General features: G+C 71.7%; 14 protein-coding genes. 4 read left to right on the top strand and 10 right to left on the bottom strand.

Translation table 11 applies throughout. The features are described 5' to 3' along the window. The first annotated feature begins 6 nt into the window (after window positions 1-6). Both AB0E90_RS07040 and AB0E90_RS07035 read left to right on the top strand, forming a co-directional pair. Entirely contained in the window at window positions 7-1,071 is a 1,065-nt protein-coding gene (locus AB0E90_RS07040) for a glycosyl hydrolase (protein ID WP_360400528.1), read from the top strand. 9 nt (window positions 1,072-1,080) lie between these two features. Beyond that, window positions 1,081-3,180 (top strand): bifunctional polysaccharide deacetylase/glycosyltransferase family 2 protein, encoded by a 2,100-nt coding sequence (locus AB0E90_RS07035; RefSeq protein ID WP_360400525.1) that lies wholly within the window; start codon window positions 1,081-1,083, stop codon window positions 3,178-3,180. On the opposite strand, the gene AB0E90_RS07030 is transcribed toward AB0E90_RS07035, so the two are convergent. Both AB0E90_RS07030 and AB0E90_RS07025 read right to left on the bottom strand, forming a co-directional pair. Beyond that, window positions 3,173-3,811, bottom strand: coding sequence for a response regulator transcription factor (locus AB0E90_RS07030; RefSeq protein WP_360400522.1), 639 nt, complete (start codon window positions 3,809-3,811; stop codon window positions 3,173-3,175). The genes AB0E90_RS07035 and AB0E90_RS07030 overlap by 8 nt on opposite strands. After that, entirely contained in the window at window positions 3,808-4,995 is a 1,188-nt protein-coding gene (locus AB0E90_RS07025) for a histidine kinase (RefSeq protein WP_360400519.1), read from the bottom strand. The genes AB0E90_RS07030 and AB0E90_RS07025 overlap by 4 nt, the downstream gene beginning before the upstream one ends. A 142-nt stretch (window positions 4,996-5,137) precedes the next feature. Here AB0E90_RS07025 and AB0E90_RS07020 point away from each other — a divergent pair, with 142 nt between their 5' ends. Both AB0E90_RS07020 and AB0E90_RS07015 read left to right on the top strand, forming a co-directional pair. Continuing rightward, window positions 5,138-5,896, top strand: coding sequence for an ABC transporter ATP-binding protein (locus AB0E90_RS07020; RefSeq protein WP_360400516.1), 759 nt, complete (start codon window positions 5,138-5,140; stop codon window positions 5,894-5,896). 70 nt (window positions 5,897-5,966) lie between these two features. Then, the gene (locus AB0E90_RS07015; RefSeq protein WP_360400513.1) at window positions 5,967-8,510 is read left to right on the top strand and encodes an ABC transporter permease; all 2,544 of its coding nucleotides are present in this window, start codon (window positions 5,967-5,969) and stop codon (window positions 8,508-8,510) included. A 54-nt stretch (window positions 8,511-8,564) separates the two neighbouring features. Here the strand turns inward: AB0E90_RS07015 and AB0E90_RS07010 are convergent, their stop codons facing one another. The 8 genes from AB0E90_RS07010 to AB0E90_RS06975 form a co-directional block, all read right to left on the bottom strand. Continuing rightward, window positions 8,565-9,740 carry a hypothetical protein gene (locus tag AB0E90_RS07010; RefSeq protein ID WP_360400510.1) on the bottom strand — a complete coding sequence of 392 codons (1,176 nt, stop codon included), beginning with the start codon at window positions 9,738-9,740 and terminating at the stop codon, window positions 8,565-8,567. Between the two features lie 22 nt (window positions 9,741-9,762). Further along, window positions 9,763-9,990 carry a hypothetical protein gene (locus AB0E90_RS07005; RefSeq protein ID WP_360400507.1) on the bottom strand — a complete coding sequence of 76 codons (228 nt, stop codon included), beginning with the start codon at window positions 9,988-9,990 and terminating at the stop codon, window positions 9,763-9,765. Continuing rightward, window positions 9,987-11,765, bottom strand: a complete 1,779-nt coding sequence (locus AB0E90_RS07000) for a hypothetical protein (RefSeq protein WP_360400504.1) — start codon at window positions 11,763-11,765, stop codon at window positions 9,987-9,989. The genes AB0E90_RS07005 and AB0E90_RS07000 overlap by 4 nt, the downstream gene beginning before the upstream one ends. Then, window positions 11,762-13,777 (bottom strand): hypothetical protein, encoded by a 2,016-nt coding sequence (locus tag AB0E90_RS06995; RefSeq protein ID WP_360400501.1) that lies wholly within the window; start codon window positions 13,775-13,777, stop codon window positions 11,762-11,764. Before AB0E90_RS06995 ends, AB0E90_RS07000 begins: the two co-directional genes overlap by 4 nt. A 526-nt stretch (window positions 13,778-14,303) precedes the next feature. Beyond that, entirely contained in the window at window positions 14,304-15,131 is an 828-nt protein-coding gene (locus AB0E90_RS06990) for a glycosyltransferase family 2 protein (protein WP_360400498.1), read from the bottom strand. A 503-nt stretch (window positions 15,132-15,634) separates the two neighbouring features. After that, window positions 15,635-17,629 carry a response regulator gene (locus AB0E90_RS06985; RefSeq protein ID WP_360400496.1) on the bottom strand — a complete coding sequence of 665 codons (1,995 nt, stop codon included), beginning with the start codon at window positions 17,627-17,629 and terminating at the stop codon, window positions 15,635-15,637. Beyond that, complete coding sequence (gene cheB / locus AB0E90_RS06980; RefSeq protein ID WP_360400492.1) at window positions 17,626-18,675, bottom strand: chemotaxis-specific protein-glutamate methyltransferase CheB; 1,050 nt, start codon at window positions 18,673-18,675, stop codon at window positions 17,626-17,628. The genes AB0E90_RS06985 and cheB overlap by 4 nt, the downstream gene beginning before the upstream one ends. Next, window positions 18,675-20,714, bottom strand: coding sequence for a response regulator (locus AB0E90_RS06975; protein ID WP_360400489.1), 2,040 nt, complete (start codon window positions 20,712-20,714; stop codon window positions 18,675-18,677). Before AB0E90_RS06975 ends, cheB begins: the two co-directional genes overlap by 1 nt.

Raw genomic sequence — 20,714 nt, 5'->3', positions numbered from 1 at the left:
GCCGCCATGAACCGTTTCGTCACGTCGGCCGCCGCCCTGCTCCTGGCCGGAGCCGCCGCGGCCTGCAACAGCACGGTCAGCGAAGCCGCGCCGGTCGTGAGCCCGTCCACGGCGGCAACGACCAGCGAAACGCCGTCGACAAGCCCATCGCCGTCGGGAAGCCCATCGGTAAGTCCGTCGGCCGGCGCGTCTCCGAAACCAGAGGTAGCCGCACCGCCGCTGGTCGCGCCCTATGTCGACATCGTCAGCGACACCGCGGACATCGCGGACGTCAAGAAGAAGACCGGCCTGACCGATTTCGTGGTCGCGTTCGTGGTCGCAGACCAGGCCGGCACCTGCACGCCGACCTGGGACGGCACGGTCGCGCTCACCGACAAGACCGTCGCGGCCCGGCTGAAGAAGATCGGCGGGGACATCGTCGTCGCCACCGGCGGGGCCACCGGCACGTACCTGGAGAGCGTCTGCTCCGCGGCGGCGCTGGCCACGGCGTACACCGAAGCGCTCGATGTTGCCGGAAGCAATCATCTGGACGTCGACATCGAACGGCCGATCAATGCCACCACCGTCGTCGCCGCGCTGGCCAGGCTGCAGAAGAGCCGGCAGACCGCGATCACGCTGACCCTGCCGGTGGGTGACGGCGCGGCCGGCCTCACGGCCGATGGCCTCGCGCTGCTGCGCAGCATCGAAAAGGCCGGGCTCACGGTCACGGTGAACGCGATGACCATGAACTTCGGGGCGGACGGCGATTGGGGTACGGCGATGACCGCGGCCATGGAGGCCGTGCACGACGACCTGGCGACGGTCTGGAGCGGCAAGAGCGACAAGCAGCTGTACGCCATGCTCGGCATCACCCCGATGATCGGCGTCAACGACACCGGGCCGGTGACCACCGTGGCCGATGCCCGCACGGTGCTCGGCTACGCGGAGCGCAAGGGGCTCGCGTTCGTGCGTTTCTGGTCGATCAACCGGGACAACGGCGACTGCGCCGACGGCAGCGTGAGCGGCTCCTGCAGCGGCATCGCCCAGTCGGACTACGCCTTCACCAAACTCTTCGCGACGTACGCGGAATAAGGATCTTTTGTGAATATCGCCAAGCCGCGATGGGTGGTTCTCGCCGTCGTGGTCACCCTGTTCGCCAGCATCCTGGTGGTCAACGGCATCGTCCTGGGCGAGTTCACCCAGGACGGCGCGGTCGCCTCGACCTCGGACACCGACGAGGTGCCGTCGGCGGCGCTCAAGGGCGGCCCGATCATCCAGACCGACGGGTCGACCACGAGCACGGTCAGCGCGGGCAAGAAGCAGATCGTGCTGACCTTCGACGACGGCCCCGATCCGAAGTACACCCCGGAAATTCTGAAGGTCCTGGCCGAGTACGACGTGCCGGCCACCTTCTTCATGATCGGTTCGCAGATCAGCCAGTACCCGGATCTGGTGCGCCGGGTGCACGACGCGGGCCACGAGATCGGCATCCACACCTACACCCATCCTGATCTGTCCACCAAGAACGAGTGGCGGCGTGAGGTGGAGATGCAGGAGACCCAGTTCGCGCTGGCCGGGGCGGCCGGGATCTCGAGCGTGCTGTTCCGGCCGCCGTACTCGTCGACGGTGAAGGCCCTGGACAACAGCAACTGGGCGGTGATGTCCGACATGGGCGGCCGCGGCTACCTGACCGTGGTCAACGACCTGGACAGCCGGGACTGGGAGTCGGGCGCCACCATGGCCGACATCGAGAAGGCGGTGCTGCCGGCCGACGGGGCCGGGGCGATCGTGCTGTTCCACGACGGCGGCGGCGACCGGTCGAAGACCGCCGAGGCGCTCGCCACCGTGATCCCGGAGCTCCAGCAGGAGGGCTACACGTTCACCACGGTCGCCAAGCTCACCGGCATGAGCACGGTGAACCCGGCCGCGACCGCGAAGGAGCGGGCGCTGGGCGTCGGCCTGGTCGGCGCGGTGCGGGTGGCCCGGCACGTGACGGCCTGGTTCGCCGCGCTGCTGCTGATCGTCGGCCTGCTCACGGTGGCCCGGCTGCTGATCGTCCTGGTGCTCGGCCGCCGGCACGCCCGCTCTTCGAGAAAGTGGCCGCTCTACACGAAGCCGGTGACGGTGGTGGTGCCCGCCTACAACGAGAAGGAGTGCATCGCCGACACCCTGAGATCGCTGGCCGCCAGCACCCACCCGATCCGGATCGTGGTCGTCGACGACGGCTCGACCGACGGGACCGCGGAGATCGCCGAGTCGCTCGCCCTGCCCAACGTCACCGTCATCTGGCAGCCGAACAGCGGGAAGCCGGCCGCGCTCAACACCGGCATCGCCAACGCCGGCACCGAAGTCGTGATCATGATGGACGGCGACACGGTGTTCGAGCCGGACACCGTACGCCTGCTGGTCCAGCCGTTCGCCGATCCCCGCGTCGGCGCCGTCGCCGGCAACGCGAAGATCGCCAACCGCACCACCATGGTCGCCCTGTGGCAGCACATCGAGTACGTGGTCGGCTTCTCCATCGACCGGCGCGCCTACGACGTGGCGCAGTGCATGGCCACCGTGCCGGGCGCGGTCGGCGCCTTCCGCCGGAACGCGTTGCGGCAGGTCGGCGGCCTGTCCGACGACACCCTGGCGGAGGACACCGACCTGACGATGGCACTGCTGCGGACCGGCTGGCGGGTCGTCTACGAGGAGCACGCCCGCGCCTGGACCGAGGCCCCGGCGACGATGCCGCAACTGTGGCGGCAGCGCTACCGCTGGAGCTACGGCACCATGCAGGCGATGTGGAAGCACCGCCGGGCGATCGTCGAGAAGGGCACGTTCGGCCGGCGCGGCCTGCTCAACCTGGCGATCTTCCAGACCGTGCTGCCGCTGCTGTCCCCGCTGATCGACGTTTTCCTGATCTACGGCCTGCTCTTCCTCAACCCGGTCGAGACCCTCGCGGCGTGGCTCGGCATGCTCGCGATCCAGGCTCTCAGCACGATCTACGCGTTCCGGCTGGACAAGGAGTCGCTCCGGCCACTGTGGCGGCTGCCGCTGCAGCAGTTCGTCTACCGCCAGCTGATGTACCTGGTGCTGATCCAGTCGGTGCTGGCGGCGCTCGGCGGCATCCGGCTCGGCTGGCAGAAGCTGCGCCGCACCGGCGGGCTGGGCGCCCTGCTGGGTGAGAAAGCAGGGCTCGGCGAGAAGGTCAGCTGACCAGGCGGCGTTCCCAGGCCCACGCGGCGATCTTCACCCGGTTCTGCACGTTCAGCTTGGTCTGCACGCTGCCCAGATGGGTCTTGACGGTGCCGACCGAGATGAACAGCTGGGTGGCGATCTCCGCGTTGGTCAGGCCCTTCGCGACCAGCTTCACCACTTCGAGCTCACGTGGGGAGAGACCGGCGTCGTCGCCTTTCGGCGCCGGCGGCGACAAATGCTCCAGCAGCCGTACGGTGATGGACGGGCTGATCAGGGCGTCGCCGACGACCGCGGCCCGGACCGCCTCGACCAGCAGCGCCGGCCCGGAGTCCTTGAGCAGGAAGCCGGCCGCGCCGTTGCGCAGCGCCTGATGCACGTATTCGTCCAGGTCGAACGTGGTCACCACGACGACCCTTATCGGGTCGGCCACGCCCGGCCCGGCGAGCAGGCGCAGCGCCTCGAGACCGTCCATCTTCGGCATCCGGATGTCGAACAGCGCCACGTCCGGCCGCAGCTTGCGGGCCAGCGCGACCGCCTCGACGCCGTCGGCCGCCTCGCCGACGACCTCCATGTCCGGCTGCGCCCCGATGATCATGCCGAATCCGGTGCGGACCATGGCCTGGTCATCGGCGATCAGAACGCGAATCACGAAACTACCTTTGCGTTGAGCGGAAATGCGGCGTCGACGACCCAGCCGCCCTCGATGCCGGGGCCGGCCGAGATGCGGCCGTCGACCGCGCGGACCCGTTCGGTCAGGCCCACGAGACCGTACCCCGACCGTTCGCCCGGCCGGGCGGGGCGTGCCGTGCCGTCGTTCGCGACCCGCACCAGCAGCCACTCCGGGGTGCGCCGCACCCACACGTCGACCACCCGGGTGCCGACCGCATGCTGCCGCACGTTGGTCAGCGCCTCCATCACCACCCGATAGGCCGAGGTGGACACCTCGACCGGGATGCCGTCGATGGTGCCGTCCAGGTGCAGCCGGCCGTGCGGGCCGCCCGCGGCGGTGAACTGATCGATCAGCTGGCCCAGTTCGCCGACGCCGGAGACCGGGGCCAGCGGCGCATCCGGTTTGGTCTGCGGGTCGCGCAGCACGCCCACCATCCGCCGCATCGACGCCATCGTCTCCGCGCCGGCCGCCTCGATCTGCTCCAGGGCCAGCAGCACCCGTTTCGGGTCCTGCTCGGCGATGAACCGGGCCCCCTGCGCCTGCACCACGATCCCGGTGACGTGGTGGGCGATGAAGTCGTGCAGGTCGCGCGCGAACTCGGCCCGCTGCTCGGCGCGGACCGCATCGACCGCCCGCTGCCGTGAGCTCTCCAGGATGCGCAGGTAGAGGCCGATGCCGAGGGCCGCGGCCGCGGCCAGCGCCTGGATCAGGCCGAAGATGACGTACTCCGCACCGCGGCCACCGCGCAGCGGCAGGAAGCTGACCGCCGCGCCGGTGGTGATCACCGCGGCGACCGCCCAGCCGGGGGCGGCCCGGCGCGCCACCACCAGCATCACGCCGAGCAGGGCGAGCGACTCGGCCAGGCCCCAGGTGGCGGCGTAGTCGGAGTTGGTGACGCCGACCGTGAACGTCACCGTCATCGACGCGAGGCTCAGCCAGATCGCGGCCTTGGGCAGGACGGTCGAGTTCTGCTTGTGCCCGGGCAACCACACCGCCGCGGCGCCGATCGCCAGCAGGATGCGGATCAGCCCGCCCGCCTCGCCGCCGGGGCCGGTGAGCAGGCGGCCCTGGGACACGTCGATCAGGCCGAGGATCGCCATGATCCCCAGCGCGCTGATCTGGCCGAGGCGCAGCAGCACAAGACGATTCGGATTCGGTTGCATCGTGACCCAGCGTAATGGCAGGTCAACTGGCTCCCATCGGCCGAAAGTCAGATCCACGTTCCCCGCTGGCGACAGATGTGCGAGGCAGCCGGCTACCCGCAGACTCGGCGTCGACATCGACATCGACGTATCGGAGTGGGACATGCAGACCCAACTGGCGGCCCAGGACACCCTCGCCGCCGTCGCGGCGGTCGACCTCGTGAAGGTCTACGGCAGCGGCGACACCGCGGTGCGGGCCCTGGACGGGGTGACCGTCGGATTCACCCGCGCCCAGTTCACGGCGATCATGGGGCCGTCCGGGTCCGGCAAGTCGACGCTGATGCACTGCCTGGCCGGCCTCGACACCGCTACCTCCGGGCAGGCGCTGCTCGGCGGAACGGACCTGACCCGGCAGTCCGACCGGGTGCTCACCAAGGTGCGGCGGGAGCGGATCGGCTTCGTCTTCCAGTCGTTCAACCTGCTGCCGCAGCTCACCGCCGAGCAGAACATCCTGCTCCCGCTGGAGCTGGCCGGCCGCAAGGTCGACCGGCACCTGTTCGCCCACCTCACCGAGTCGCTCGGCATCACCGGCCGGCTCAGCCACCGGCCCAGCGAGCTCTCCGGCGGCCAGCAGCAGCGCGTCGCCGTCGCCCGCGCGCTCGCCTCCCGGCCCGAGGTGGTCTTCGCCGACGAGCCGACCGGCAACCTGGACTCCCGCTCCGGCGCCGAGGTGCTGCTCTTCCTGCGCAACTCGGTGCGCGAGCTCGGCCAGACCGTCGTGATGGTCACCCACGACCCGTCCGCGGCCGCCTACGCCGACCGAGTCGTGCTGCTCGCCGACGGCCGGGTCGCCGGCGAGGTGCAGTCGCCCAGCCTGGCGTCGGTCACCGAGGCACTGCAGGCGCTGGCGGTCAACCGATGAGCGCAGCGGTGAGGCTACGACCCGGACCACGACGGTGGATGAGCGCCGATCCGCGGAGCGGAGGTAAGCAATGAACGCGGTCCTGCGCACCCAGCTGCGGGGCGTCTCGCGGCGCCCGGCCCGGCTGCTGCTCACCGGCCTGGCCGTGCTGGTGGTGTCGTTCGTCGTCTACGCCACCGTGCTCGCCCAGACGATCACCGAGCGCAGCGTGCTCAACGGCCTGTCCGGCACGCCCGAGGCGGTCGACCTGGTGATCAACAACGGCACCGTCACCACCGCCGAGCTCGCCGCCATCGGCAAGATCCCGGGCGTGGCCGAGACCGCCGGACGGCTCGATGCCGGCGGCCAGATCGGCAGCGAGTACCTCAACGTCTCCGCCGACAGCGGCGCCGGGCCGCTGTCGGTCATCAAGCTCACCAGCGGCCGGCAGGCTGTTTCGCCGGGAGAGATCACGATCACGGCGCGGACCGCCGAACGGCTCGGGCTGAAGGTCGGCAGCGCGACCAAGGCCACGTTCCAGTACGACGACCAGGGCAAACCGATCAAACCGGCGACCCTCACGGTGGTCGGCACGGTCGAGGGCCCGGAGGACTACGGATTCCAGGCGTACGCCCCGCAAAGCTCCGTCTCGGCCCTGATCGCGGACCCCGGCCTGCAGCGGATCGACCTCCGCCTCGGGTCGGGCGCCGACTCGGACGGCGTCCGCAATCAGATCGAGAGCATCGTGGCGGCCGGCGCGGCCAAGGTGAAGGACGGTCAGAAGCCGGCGGTCGCCACCGGGGCCTCCGTCCGGCTGGCCGAGGCCGGGGAGAAGGCCGACCAGGTCGACAGCCTCTTCGAGGTGATCGCCATCTTCGTCGCCATCGCGGTCATCGCGGCCGGGCTGGTCGCCGCGTCGACCTTCCGGATCGTCTTCGCCCAGCGCATGCGCCAGCTCGCCCTGCTGCGGGCGGTCGGCGCCGGCCGCGGCCGGGTCAGCCTGTCGCTGGCCATCGAGGGCGCGCTGACCGGCCTGGCCACCGGCACGGTCGGGGTGCTGCTCGCGCTCGGCGCCGGCCATCTCGTGCCCGCCCTGGCCCGCGCGTTCGGGCCGAAGATCGAGTCGCCCGGCTTCCCGCTGATGCCCGCGCTCGGCACCATCGTGCTCGCCGTGGTGATCACCATGGTGGCGGTGGTGGCGCCCGCGTTCACCGCCGGCCGGGTGTCGCCGCTCGAGGCGCTGCGTGGCGCCGGCACCACCGGCAGCCGCACGGACATCGGCAAGCTGCGCTGGGCTGCCGGGTTGCTGCTGGCCGCGGTGGCGGTGCTGCTCGCCGCGTACGTCGCGAAGAACCTGCCCGGCCGGGACCCCAAGGACTACGACGCCACGCGCAACATGCTGGCCGTGGTCGCCTCGGGCGGGTTCGCCTTCCTGGCCCTCATCGCGCTCGGCCCGGCCCTGGTCCGGCCGGTCCTCGCGGTCCTCGGCATGCCGATCCGCCGCTCCGGCCCGGTCGGCCGGCTCGCCGCCGGGGGAGTGGGCGGTGCGCCCCGCCGGGCCGCCGCGGTCAGCGTGGTCGTCGCGCTCGGCGTCACCCTGATCGCCGGCACCCTCGTCGGCGGCGCGTCGATCCGGCTGCTCGCCGACCGGGAGACCGCATCGTCGGCGCCGGCCGACTACGAGCTGACCGCGCACGGCGACCCGCTGATCACCGCGGCCGCCGTCGACCAGCTCAAGGCCCGGCCGGAACTGGCCAACGTCACGCCCTACCGGCGGCTCGACGTGAAGGTCAGCGGCACGAACGTCGAGGGCCTCAACGCCAACGACCTGAACATCGGCGCGCTGCCCGAGCTCAAGAAGCTCGACGTGGTCGCCGGCAGCCTGGCCGATATCGGCCCCGGCAAGGTCGTCATCTCCGGCTTCACCGCCGACCTCACCGGGCTGCGCGTCGGCGACCAGGCCACGCTCAGCAACGGCAAGAAGGTCAGCAAGCTGACCGTGGTGGCAAAACTGCCCGACTCGGCGCCGCTCGGCTCGGCGTTCGTGCTCGACCCGGCCGACCTGACCGCGCTCGGCGCCGCTCCCGGTTACGCCGGCCTGCTGGCCGACGCGACGAAGAGCGGCGAACAGGGCCGGACCGACGGCCGGCGCGCACTGACCGACGCCAACACGGCGGCCGGCGGCCAGTGGGGGATCGACGTCCTCGCCGACCAGCGCGACGAGATCGACAAGGAGCTGACCGTGCTGCTGGGCATCGCCCTCGGCCTGATCGGGCTCACCGTCCTGATCGCGGTCGTCGGGGTGGGCACGACCACCGCGCTGTCGGTGGTCGAGCGGGTCCGCGAGTCGGGGCTGCTGCGTGCGGTCGGCCTCTCCCGCGGTGGCCTGCGGATCATGCTGACCACCGAATCCGCCCTCTACGGCGTCATCGGGGCCGCGCTGGGGCTGGTGCTCGGTGTCCCGTACGCCTGGCTGCTGGTCAAGGCCCTCGGCGTGAACGCGCCGCTCAGCCTGCCGGTCGCCCAGCTCGCGGCGGTCTTCCTGATCCTCGTCCTGCTGACCGCGGCGGCCGGCGTGCTCCCGGCCCGGCGCGCCGCCCGGGTCAGCCCGGTGGCCGCCCTCGGCACCGAGTGAGATGAAGCCCCGATCCCCGGCCGCCTGCTTGCCCCCGGCGGCCGGGGATCGGCCTCACGTCGCGCCGTAGGTGACCTTGCCGTCGGCTGCGTTGATCGACACGCTGAACCGGCCGTCGCTGACGTGGACGGTGTCGTCGCTCCAGTCGGTGGTGATCGGGCGGCGGGCCTGCGCCGCCCGGGCCAGCCAGGCGAACGGGCCGGCCAGCGGCAGCAGCTCGCCACCGCCGTCGGCTCGGGTGTCGGTCCAGAGCGCCACCGAGCCGAAGGTGCTGTCCGCCTGCGGCTGCCAGAGCAGCACTCGCTCGGCGCCGGCCTCGACCATCCGGGCCAGCGCGAGCAGGGCGATCGCCGCCCGGCGTGGCGACGACGCGGGCAGCTCCCCGCCGTCGACCTCGGGGTAGACCTCGGCCCACCAGACCGGCAGGCCGGTGCGTTGCCGCAGCTGGCGGGTGATGTCGCCGAACTTGGCGGTGGCCGCCGCATCACCGCCGGGCAATTGCTCGTCGCGGGTCGCGTTGGAGCCGTCCACCACGATGAAATCGGCGCCGGCCTTGTGCCTCATCCAGTAGTCGATCGCCTCGACGATCCGGGGCTCCACCGCGCCCCAGGCGCCGCTCAGCGCCGACTGATCCTCACCCCAGGAGATCATCACGAGGTAGGGGCCACCGACCCGGGCCTGCGGGTTCGCCTTCTTCACCGCGGCGTAGACCTTGTTGTAGAGCCGGGTGTAGGCCTCGATGTCCCAGGTGTTCCGCTCGGTGTCGAAAAAACCCTTCAATTCATTCCAGACCAGAAAATTCTTGACGTACGGGTACCGGCGCGCCGCCGCGCCCGCGAGCTCGGCGAAGTCGTCGAAATGCGCCTCGGCCGGCGGCACCTCGATCTGGTCCCAGTCGGTCTGGCCGGCCTGACCGCCCTTCATCCAGTCCGGCGCGCAGCACAGCGTGAGCGTCGGATCGTCGGTGGTCTCGCGCAGCAGCGACATCCGGTGGTCGAGCGTGCTCCAGTCGAAGACGCCCGGCGACGGCTCCGGGTTGAGCGCGCCCCAGCCCATGAGGTGCTGGTTGCCGGCGATCGGCGCCGACGCCAGATAGTCGCGGGCCTGCTGGTCCGCCGCGCCGGCGCCGTCCGCGGTGTACTGGGTGTGCGTGACCCCCAGCACCGGTGGCGCCGTGCGTGGCGCCGACGAGGCCGGCACCGAGCCGAGCGCTACCAGCGACAACGCCACGACGAGAGCCCTCCGGACGCGCTCAGCGGAGCTCGACATACATCCGCAGGACGAGGCACACGACCAGAGCCGCGCCGAGCACGATGAGCAGGATCTTGGCGACCAGGTGGAGCTGGCGCTGCCGAGGGGTGGCCGACGTGATCCGGCCGGCCGGGTCGTTGTTCAGCTCGGCCACCACGCCGCGGCCGGTGGCCAGCGCCAGCACCAGCACGAACAGGACGCCGGACATGATGTTCAGGGCCTCGATCAATTCGTGGTCACCTCTCCGGTCGACGTCCGCACCAGGACGATGCCGTCGCGGTTCTGGGTCAGGACCCGGTAGTAGCCGTCCGCGACCAGCTTGGTCACCTCGACCTGGGCCCAGTCGGCCGGCCGGCCCTCGCCGAGCTCGCCCCACTTGACCATCGACCTGGTCACCACGACCGTGGCCGCGTTCTGCGTGGCGGCGCAGTCGCTGAGGTTCGCGTTCTCGCCGCACACGCCGCCCACCGACCCCCACTGGATCGTGGTCACCGCCTCGGGCCGCTCCGGGCCCTGGTCCATGGCGAACATCAGGATGCCCTCGCGCGGGGTGGCCGCGACGGCCGCGTCGACGATCTTGACCTCGTCGCCGGAGATGTACGCGAAACCGTCGTTGCCGCCGCGCACCAGCACCAGCGTGCAGGCGAGCGCGGCCAGCCCGGCGATCGGGACGAAGACGAGTTTCGGCTTCCACGAGCTGAGCCGGTCGAGCACCTCGCCGCCCATCACCGCGCAGACCGGCATCGCGAACAGCGCCACCCGCAGGAACAGCTCGCCGCCGTAGCTCTGCACCACCGCCGGGAACGGCGCCACGATCAGCAGCGCCGGCAGCCAGAACGACTTGCCGGCCTTCCACAGCCGCCAGCCGGCCTTGCTGGCGATCAGCCGCAGGAGCAGCCCGATGCCACCGAGCAGCAGGGTGAACAGGAAGTACACGATGCGCAGCTTGCGGATCGCGGCGATGCCGGGGTCGACCGAGACGATCCGGTCGGTGAGGTTGACGCCGACCGACGCGCCGACGTTGCCGAAGTTGTCGGTGAGCAGCTTCAGCGCCTGGCCGGACCAGAACTCGTGCGCGCCGAGCACGAACCAGGTCAGCTCGGCGGCGGCCAGCACGATGATCGCCGCCCACACGCCCTTCAGGCCGCGCGTCTTGCGCCGGACGATCAGGATCATCACCAGCTGCGAGCCCAGCATGAACGGCGTCAACTGGTGGGTCAGCACGATCGCGCCGATGAAGAACATCACCAGGATGAGGCTGCCGGCGCGTTCCCGGCCCCGGCGCTGCTGCGGCTCGGACAGCAGCAGCGTCACCACGGCCAGCGAGAGCATGAAGCCGACCGACTGCGGCGAGAAGTAGTCCTGCTCGATCCAGTTGAGCACGCTGACCAGGGCGGCCGCGTACCACGCGGCCCGCTGCGACACGTCCAGCGCGCGGGCCAGCCGCCACACCAGCGCCGCGGTGAGCAGCGCGCAGGCCAGCGGCCACCAGTTGGCCACCTGCGCCAGCCGGTGCACGTCGACCGCGTCGGTCATCATGCCCCACCAGGAGAAGAACCCTGGCCAGCTGAACCGGGCGTCGATGTTCTTGGCGCTCTCGCCGAACGTCGCGTACTGGTCGATGAAGCCGAGGTGCACCCAGGCCGTGCTGGTGCGCGCCCAGCCTTCGGTCAGCGGCGGGAGGCCGAACATCTGGAAGATGAAGATCACCAGCGTGCCGGCCAGTTGCTCGCGGGCCAGCCGGTGGTGGATCGCCCAGGCCAGGCCGCCGGCGGTGATCACCAGACCGGCCCAGATCGTCCACGGCAGCACCGAGGCCAAGCCCCAGCCGTTCGCGTTACGAGGGTGGACGCCGAAACAGCCGATGATCCAGAGGATCAGGCCGACCAGCGTGGTGCCGGCGGCGATCAGCGTCTCCCGGTCACGCCAGGCGTGCCCGGTGGCCGCGATCGGGCCGGAGTTGGTCAGTGGCGTCTCGCGCACACCGGTTGCGTAGACGGTCACCGGTTACGGCCCTTCCGGAGAATGTGCGGGACTGCCGCCCCGGCGGCGAGGAAGGCCCAGACGGCCACCCAGAGCCGTGGATTCCAGGCGTGCGACTGCAACTGGGTCATCGCCAGCAGGACGCCCATCGACATGCTCAGCGCGACCGAGCCGACCAGCTCGATCAAACGGTCGCGGAAACCGATGTAGGTCACCGCGACCCAGCCCGGCACGATGCCCGCCCACAGCACGGTGACCGCCATCCGGCCCGGGAAGTCGACGTCCACGGCGGTGCCGAGGCCGACCACCACCGAGACGATCAGCGCCGCGATGGCAAGGTTGCGGATCTGCACCGCGCGCCGGGGGTCCGGTGGCGGCTCGTCGACCACCAGGATTTCGGTCAGCGCCTGCGCGACCGGCTTCTCGTCCGGCTTCTTCCGCCCCGGCGCCGGGGCGTCGGTCACCAGGATCTCGGTCATCGCCTGCTCGGGCGGCGCGCCCTGCGGCGCCGGCGAGGCCGGACGGCCGGGAACCATCGGCACCGAGGGGGAGGCCGGCCGGCCGGGAATGGTCGGCACCGCCGGGCTGGGCTTCGCTGACACGGGCTTCGCCGCGCCGGGGGGCGCCTGAGCGCCGTAGACGCGGCTGGACGGCGCGGACTCGTCGGGCTTGGCCGGCGCCGTGTCGGCGGCCTTCGACGCCTGGGCGCCGTAGACGCCCGCGGGGGGCTGGGGCGCGTCCGGGGTGGGCTCGGCGGCCTTCGGCGCCGGTGCGCCATAGACGCGGCTGGCGGGCTTCGCCTCGTCGGGCTTGGCCGGGGCAGCGGCGCCGGTGGCGGCTGGCGGCTGCCCGCCGTAGACCTGACCGGAAGGCTTCGCCTCGTCGGGCTTGGGCTGGGCGGGCGTCGGCTCGGCCGCCGGTGCGCCGTAGACGCGGCTGGCGGGCTTGGCCTCGTCCGGCCTGGCCGGGGCGGCGGCGCCGTTGGCGGCTGCCGGCGGTTGGCCGCCGTAGACCTGGCCGGACGGCTTCGCCTCGTCGGGCTTGGGCTGGGCAGGCGCCGGCTCGGCAGCCTTCGGCGCCGGCGCGCCGTAAACGCGGCTGTCGGGCTTGACCGGGGCAGCGGCCCCGTTGGCGGCGGCCGGCGGCTGGCCGCCGTAGACCCGGCTGGCGGATTTGGCCTCGCCGGGTTTGGCTGGGGCCCCGTTGGCGGCGGCCGGCGGCTGGGCGCCGTAGACACGGCCGGAGGGCTCGTTCACGCCCGGCCTGGGCGGTGCGGACGTCGGCTCGGCGGGCTTCGGGCCCTGCGCACCGTAGACCCGGCCGGGAGAGACAGGCTTGGGACCTTCCGGATTGGCCTGGGCCGGCCTGGGCTGGGCTGACGGCGGCTGGGCCGGCCTCGGCTGGCCAGATGACGGCTGGCCGGACGACGGCTGGCCGGACGACGGCTGGCCGGTCTGCGGCTGGGCAGACGACGGCTGGCCGGACGACGGCTGGCCGGTCTGCGGCTGGGCAGACGACGGCGGCTGGGCGCCGTAGACGCGGCCCGGCGGGGGGCCGGGCTTGGCCGGGGTGGGCCGGGGTGGGCCGGGCTTGGCCTGGGCGGGCCCGGATTGGGCGGCCCCGGGCTGGCCAGGCCTGGTCTGAGACGGTCCGGACTGGGCGGGCCCCGACTGCGCCGGCCCTGACTGAGCCGGTCCGGACGGGGCGGGCCGGGGTGGGGCGGGCGCCGGTTCGGTGGGCTTCGGGCCCTGCGCGCCGTAGACCCGGCCGGGCGGCTTCGGCTCGGCCTTCCGGTCCGGCTGCGGGTGATGCGGCGTCATGACGGCGGAGCGGACGTCCGGCCGGCCGGGAACCGTCGGGACGGCCGGCTTGCCGGGCACGGTGGGCACGTTCGGGCGGCCGGGCGCCGCCTGCGGGGACTTCGCGTCGGGAGCCTTTGCCTCCGGGGACTGGGGCCCGGCGGAGTCGGCCTCGGACGTCTGCGGCGACGACGCACCGTAGACGCGGCCGGCCGGCCGATTCTCAGCGCCCACGGCGCACCGCCTTCTCGAGCCGGGACACCATCGCCGGCGAGATGCCCTCACGGAAACAGCGGCGGTGGTTCACGAAGTCGTTACTCCTGTCGAGGGTATCTGCGGGCGGGCGCGGAGAAGACCGGTCAGGAGGCGTACGCCTTCCGGCGGAACCTGACCCTGGTCCTCTTGCGGGAGCCGCGCTGCTCACGCACGATCGTCCGGGCCACCAGGCCACGGCTCGGCAATTCTCCCGTTCCGCGGCGGAACGGACGCAGCGACATAGGTCCAGCCTTACGCGACAATCGGCAGCCCGGATCGACCGCATCGGTCTGCGGAATTTACCGCTTCGGGCGGCCCCTCGGCCAACCGGCTCCGGCGGCCCGGCCGCGATGGTGACGTTGGCCCGCGATCCGGGCAAAGGCGACATTCGACGTACGATGTCGGACAAGTGTTGTTTCCTCGTAGCGATCAGCGGCGCGAAACCGCGGGGCAGCGGACGAAAAGGCCGCCCGGCGTGTCGCCGGGCGGCCGATTGCCGTGCTCGCTACGCGGTCGTCGTGGTCCGCGCCGGGGTCTCGGCCGGAGCGCCGAAGCCGAACCGCTCGCGCATGATCGTGCGGACCACCCGGAAGCCGTCCCGGAAGGTCAGCAGGTTGCTCTGGCCGTACATCCGGCGGAACTCGAAGCTCGCGACCTCGTCGATGCGCACGCCCGCCTTCGCGACCCGGACGTTGATCAGGGTCTCGATCTCGAAGCCGTCGCCCCAGCGCGGGGCGCTGGTGTCGGCGTGGTCCGGCAGGGCGAAGATCTCCACGCAGTCCTTGCGGAAGGCGTTGTAGCCGTAGCAGAGGTCGGAGAAGCTGGTGCGGAACAGCACGTTGGTCATGAAGTTCAGACCCCAGTTGCCGACCTTGCGCAGCCGGGTGATGTCGTCGCTGCCGCCGCCCTTGGCGAACCGGCTGCCCTTGGCGTAGTCGGCGCCGGCGTCGAGCGCCGCGGTGAAGCGGGCGATCTCGCGCGGGTCCATCGAGCCGTCCGCGTCGATCATGACGATGTAGTCACCGGTGCAGGCCGCGAAACCGGCGGCGAGGGCGTTGCCCTTGCCACGGCGGGCCTGCTTCACGATCTTGATGCCGGGCCAGCTGGCCTCCGCGACCGCGATGGTGTCGTCGATCGAGTTGCCGTCGACGAGGATCACCTCGTCGATGTCTTTCGGCATGTGACCCAGCACGTGCGGCAGGTTCCGGGCTTCGTTCATCGCCGGGACCACGACACTGACCCGGGGGCGACGCTCGTCGCCGGAACGGGCCGGCTTTCGCGGCACGGTGAGTTCCGTGGTTCGTTCGCTGCCAAGGATGTCGTCGACGGACACACAGGCTCCAGGATCGTGGGGGTAACTGAGTCCTTAGCCGCGGATTAAATCCGTGGCGGCGGGACTCGGCAATCCTGCACGTTTTCTGAGATAAATCGAGGCCAACGTCAGTTGCGTGTTGCACACCGGTCGGCAGTTCTTTCCGGCCGTCCGGGCGGTGTGAATTTACCCGAACGGTCGGCTGGCTTCGCACCCGGGGGTGGCCGACCGGCGAGGTGCCACAGGCTATTAGGCCCAAGCGCCACAGGTCAAGGCCGGTTTCTCCACTGTCCGATATGACGGTTAAATCGGTCAATACGGACGAGGCGAGAGAGATTCATCGATTCGGTCATAGCCGGACCAATGCTCATTTTCCCCTCAGACAATGATCATCTGTGCTTCCCCGGAAAATGCTGCGGGACCTCTTTGTTAATTTCTTGTGGCGTTGGCGATATGCCGATCGCGCGATTCCGCAGGCCGCGTCAACTGATTCGATTAATGTAACCTTAAACTTCACTGAATCGTTATCCGTGACGACGCGCTTGCGCTCTGCGTTCGTTTGTCACCGCATCCGCCGCGGGCAGCGTGAACCAGAAGGTCGCGCCCTGGCCGTTCTCGCCCCTGGCCCAGATTTCGCCGCCGTGACGCTCCACCGCTCGATGCACGGTGGTCAATCCGATCCCATGACCGGGGAAGTCCTCGGCCTTGTGCAGCCGGGCGAACGGGTGGAACAGCTCACCGGCCTTGCCGGCCGGGAACCCGGCGCCGTTGTCGCGCACGAAGAAGCCCTCGGGAGCGACGCCCACCTCGATGACCGGCTCGTCGACCTTGCCGCTGAACTTCACCGCGTTGTTGATCAGGTTTTCCATGATGACTCGCACCAGACCTTCGTCGGCGTCCACGGTCATGCCGTCGTGCACCTGGTAGGCCACCTTGCGGTTCGGGTAGCGGGCCTCCACGTCGGCAATCACCTGCCAGGTGGTCGCGGTCAGGTCGAACGACGCCCGGCGCAGCTCCCCGCGACTGGCCCGGGCCAGGATCAGCAGCGACTCCACCAGGTCAGCCATCCGGGTCGCGGCGGCCTGGATGCGGCCCAGCCGGCGGCGCGCCTCGGCGCTGAGCGGATCGTCCTCGTCGTCCAGCATGTGCTCGGCGAAGCTGCTGATCACCTGCAGCGGCCCGCGCAGGTCGTGCGACACCGAGCCGGAGAACGCCTCCAGCTCCCGGTTGCGCCACTCCAGCTCCTCGACCAGCGAGGCCCGGGTCTCGGCGAGCTGCCGGGCAGAGCGCTCCTCGGCGGCGTCCAGCTCCCGGCGCATCAGCTCCTCGCGGATCCGCCGGCTCTCGTCGTGCGACTGCTTGCGCCGGATCTGCGTACGGACATGTGCCCGAAGGGCCTCCGAGCCGGCTCCCGAACGTACGTAGTCGTCCGCGCCGGCGGCCAGGCAGGCCAGCATGTCGTCGTCGTTCTCGCCGGTCATCACGACCGGCGTCTCGCCGATCACCGGCACGTCCTTGATCCGGCGGCAGGCGTCGCGGCCCAGTTCGCCGGAGAGGCCCAGGCCGAGCACGATGCAGTCGACCGGCTGCTCGGCGAGAAGGTCCAGGGCGTCCTCGGTGCTCGCCACCGGCACCACGTCGTACCCCTCGGCCCGCAGCGCCTCGGCCAGGTCCGCCAGCCGGTCCCGGTCCGGGGTGAGCGCCAGCACCTTGCTCGGGCCGTGCAGGCTGCCGGTCACCTCGATCGGCAACTGCTCGGCGCTCTGCCGCAGGACCGCGTTGAGCTTGGCCGGCACGATCGCCAGATTCTGCTGCTTGCGCACGAACGCGTCCGCGCCGGCGTCGAGCATCTGCAGCTCGGTGGCGTAGTCGTCGGCCGCGGTCATCAGGATGCACGGGATGTCGCGCAGCGCCGGGTCGAGCCGCACCCGGCGGATCACGGTGGCGCCGTCGATGCCGGGCATCACCCCGTCCACGATGATTGCCTGGGGCCGGCGGTCGGCCGCGGTGCGCAGGCCCTCCTCGCCGCTGGGCGCGGTCAGCACGGCGTACCCCTCGGCCTCGAGGAGTTCCCGCAGCTGCTCGCGGAAGGTCATGCTGTCGTCGATCACCAGGATGGTCGTGCGGTCGGCGCTGGTCGTGGCCGTCTCGCCCAGCACGAGCAGTTGCCGCACCCGGGCCACCACATATCCGGCGTCGTACGGCTTGCCGACGTACTCGTCGGCGCCGGTGCGCAGGCCGGCCAGCCGGTCGGCGACCTCGTCCTCGCTGGACAGCAGCACCGTCACCACCTGGCCGCACCCGGGCGTGCCGCGCAGTTCCCGCAGCAGCTCCAGGCCGTCGGCGTCGGGCAGCAGAACGTCCAGCACGGCGGCGTCGAAGTCGGCGCCGGCGATCGCGTCGCGGGCCTCGGCGCCGGTCGAGCAGAGAATGGTGGTGAAGCCGTCGGCGGTGAACGTCTCGTGCAGGTCCATCCGCACGGTCAGGCTGTCGTCGACGATGAGCACCCGGAAACTCATGGGCGCGTCCCGGTGGGCTGGATCTCGGCGAGCCGGGCGGCCATCCGGGCCGGGGTCAGCACGTAGGCGGCCGCGCCGAGCAGCGCCGCCTCGCGGGGCATCCCGTACACCACGCAGCTCGCCTCGTCCTGGGCGAACGTGACCGCGCCGTGCGAGCGCATCCGCAGCAGGCCCTCGGCGCCGTCCCGGCCCATCCCGGTGAGCAGCAGGCCGGCCGCCATCGGGCCGCACTCGTCGGCCACCGATTCGAACAGCACGTCCACCGAGGGGCGGCAGGAGTGCCGGGCCGGCGCGTCGCTGAGCCGCAGCACCCCGTCGCGCACCAGCAAGTGCCGGTCGGGCGGGGCGAGGATCACCCGGCCGGTGAGCGACTCGACCGGCGTCCAGTCCCGGGCGTAGGTGACGTTGCGGTCGGTCTGGCTGCCCAGCCAGTCGGAGAACGCCACCGCGAACGGCTCGCTGGCCGCGATGTGCTGCACGCACAGCACCGGCGGCCGGAACCCGGCCGGCAGCGAGCAGAGCAGGTCGGTCAGCGCCCGGGGCCCGCCGGTGGAGGCGCCGACCGCGACCAGGCGCAGGGTGTCCGGCGTCGCGGCGATGGGCGGCGGCGGTTCGGGCCGGCGGCCCTCGAGCCGGGCCCGCGGGTGGGTGATCACCCGGATCCGGGAGACCAGGCGTACGGCGGAGCGCAGCCGCCGCCCCCAGTCCGCGTCGCTGGCGTCGCCGCGCGGCTTCTCGAGCACGTCCACCGCCCCGGCGGCGAGCGCGTTGTACGTGCTGAACAGTTCCTGCCGGTCGGCCGACGAGACCACCAGGATCGGGGTCGGATGCTCGGCCATGATGTGCTCGGTGGCGGCCAGGCCGCTCATCGTCGGCAGCATCATGTCCATCGTCACCACGTCCGGGCGCAGCCGGCCGACCAGGTCGACCGCCTGCCCGCCGTCGGAGGCCTCACCCACGACTTGCAGGTCCGGGTCGGCGGCCAGCGACTCGCGCAGGTGACCGCGCATCGTCGGGGAGTCCTCGACCAGCAGCACACGGATCATCAGAGGATCAGCCTCCGGATGTGTGAGAGCAGTTCCTCCTGGTTGAACTCGCCCTTGATGACGTAGGCGGAGGCGCCCACCTCCTCGCCACGGCGGCGGTCCTCGGCCGAGGCGCGCGAACTGACCAGGATGGCCGGGATGTGGCCGAGCATCGGGTCGGCCCGGGTGGTGGCCACGAACCCGAAGCCGTCCATGCCCGGCATGTCGATGTCGGTGAGGAACAGGCCGTAGTCGCGCCGGTGCGCGCGGTCGAGTCCCTCCTCGGCCGAGGCGGCCAGGTCGACCTCGTAGCCGGCCGACTCGAGGATGCTGCGCTCGAGCATGCGGGTGGTCAGCGAGTCGTCCACGACCAGCACCGGCAGCCGCGGCTTGCCCTTCTCCGGCGGCCCGCCGGCGGCCGCCCGGTCCCGGTGCGCCTCGGCGACCAGGCCGTGCGCGTCCAGCACGAGCCGTGGGTTGCCGTCCGAGTCGATCGCGACGCCGCCGACGATCGCGGTGGCCGGGGCCAGGTCGGGCAGGGGACGGGCGACCAGCGTGGTGGTGCCGGCCAGCCGGTCGACGCCGACCGCGACGGTGTTGTCGTCGGCGCTGAGCACCACGGCCACCCCGGCGCCGGTCGGTTCCGGCGCGGCCGGTGACAGCGTGCGGGCAAGTGGCAGGAACGGCACCACCTGCCCGTCGTGGGCGAAACGGCCACTGGCGGCGGCGGTGGCCGCGTCGCCGGCGGGCAGCCGCACGCACTGCCGGACCGCGTCCAGCGGCATCGTCGCGATCGTCCCGCCGGCCTCGACGATCAGGCCGTTCATGCTGAGCAGGGTCAGCGGCACCGCGATCTCCACGGTGGCGCCCTGGCCGGGGCGGTTGTCGATGTTCACCGCGCCGCCCAGTTGCAGCGCCACGTCGCGGGCCACGTCCATGCCGATGCCGCGGCCGGCCACCTCGGTCACCGCGCCCGACGTGCTGATCCCGCCGTGCAGCACCAGGTCGATCAGTTCCTGCTGGCCCGGCTCGCGACCCTCACTCAGCAGGCCGCGGGCAAGGGCGACCCGGCGGAGCGCCGTGAGGTCGAAGCCGCGGCCATCGTCCGTACACCTGAAGTAGACCCACCGGCCGCGCCGTTCGACCTCGACCGTGACCGATCCCTCGGCCGGTTTGCCGGCCGACCGGCGCTGCGCCTCCGATTCGATGCCATGCACCACCGCATTGCGTACGACGTGCAGGAACGCGCCGTTGATCTGGTTGAGCACGTTCGGGCCCATCCGGGTCTCGGCGCCGTGGGCGGCGAACCGGATCCGCTTGCCCTCGGCCTCGGCGGCGTCGTGCACGGCTCGGTGCAGCGCCGTGAAGATGGTGCCGGCCCCGATCAGCCGCAGCCCCTCGGCCCGGCCGCGCACCTCGTCCAGCTCCCGTTCGACCTGGTCCACCGCGTCGGTGAAGCGGCGGCCCAGCGCGCCCATCTCGGCCGCCAGCCGTTGCACCGCGGTCCGCGCGCCGTTGTCGCCGGCCGCCCGGCCCACCCGCAGCCGGTCGCCGAGGGCCTCCACGTTGCGGTGCAGCCGGGCCAGCGCGCCGTTGCCCTCGCGCAGCGGCGCGATCCGGGCGCTGGCCTCGCCGATCGCGTCCAGCAGCTCGTCCAGGTCGGCGGTGGCCGCGCGCGGGGCCGGTTCGTCGTTCTCGTCCAGCCGCCCTTCCTGCGGCTTCTCCACCGCCGGGGCCTGGAGTTGTTCGAGCTGGGCGACGTGCCGGGCGATCTCGTCGTTGAGCCGCAGCAGCTCGCGCATCTCGTCGGCCGGCATCCGGCTGGTGGCGTCGTCGCGGTGCGGGACGAGGACGTCCTCGAACTCGTGCGCCCGGTCGGCGATCTCGGTCTGCTTGACCACCCGGGCCGCGCCCTTGAGCGTGTGCGCGTAGCGCAGCAACCGTGCGATCAGGTCCGGGCCCGGCTCCTGATCCAGGTCGAGGACGGCCGCGCTGATCTGGTCGACCAGCTCGCGCGCCTCGATCCGGAAGTAGCGCAGCGGGTCACGGGCTTCGGCCAT

The sequence above is a fragment of the Actinoplanes sp. NPDC026619 genome (assembly GCF_040638295.1).
GTDB lineage: Bacteria > Actinomycetota > Actinomycetes > Mycobacteriales > Micromonosporaceae > Actinoplanes.
The sequence above is the reverse complement of the archived record's forward strand: the minus strand, read 5'-3'. Positions and strand labels throughout refer to the sequence as shown.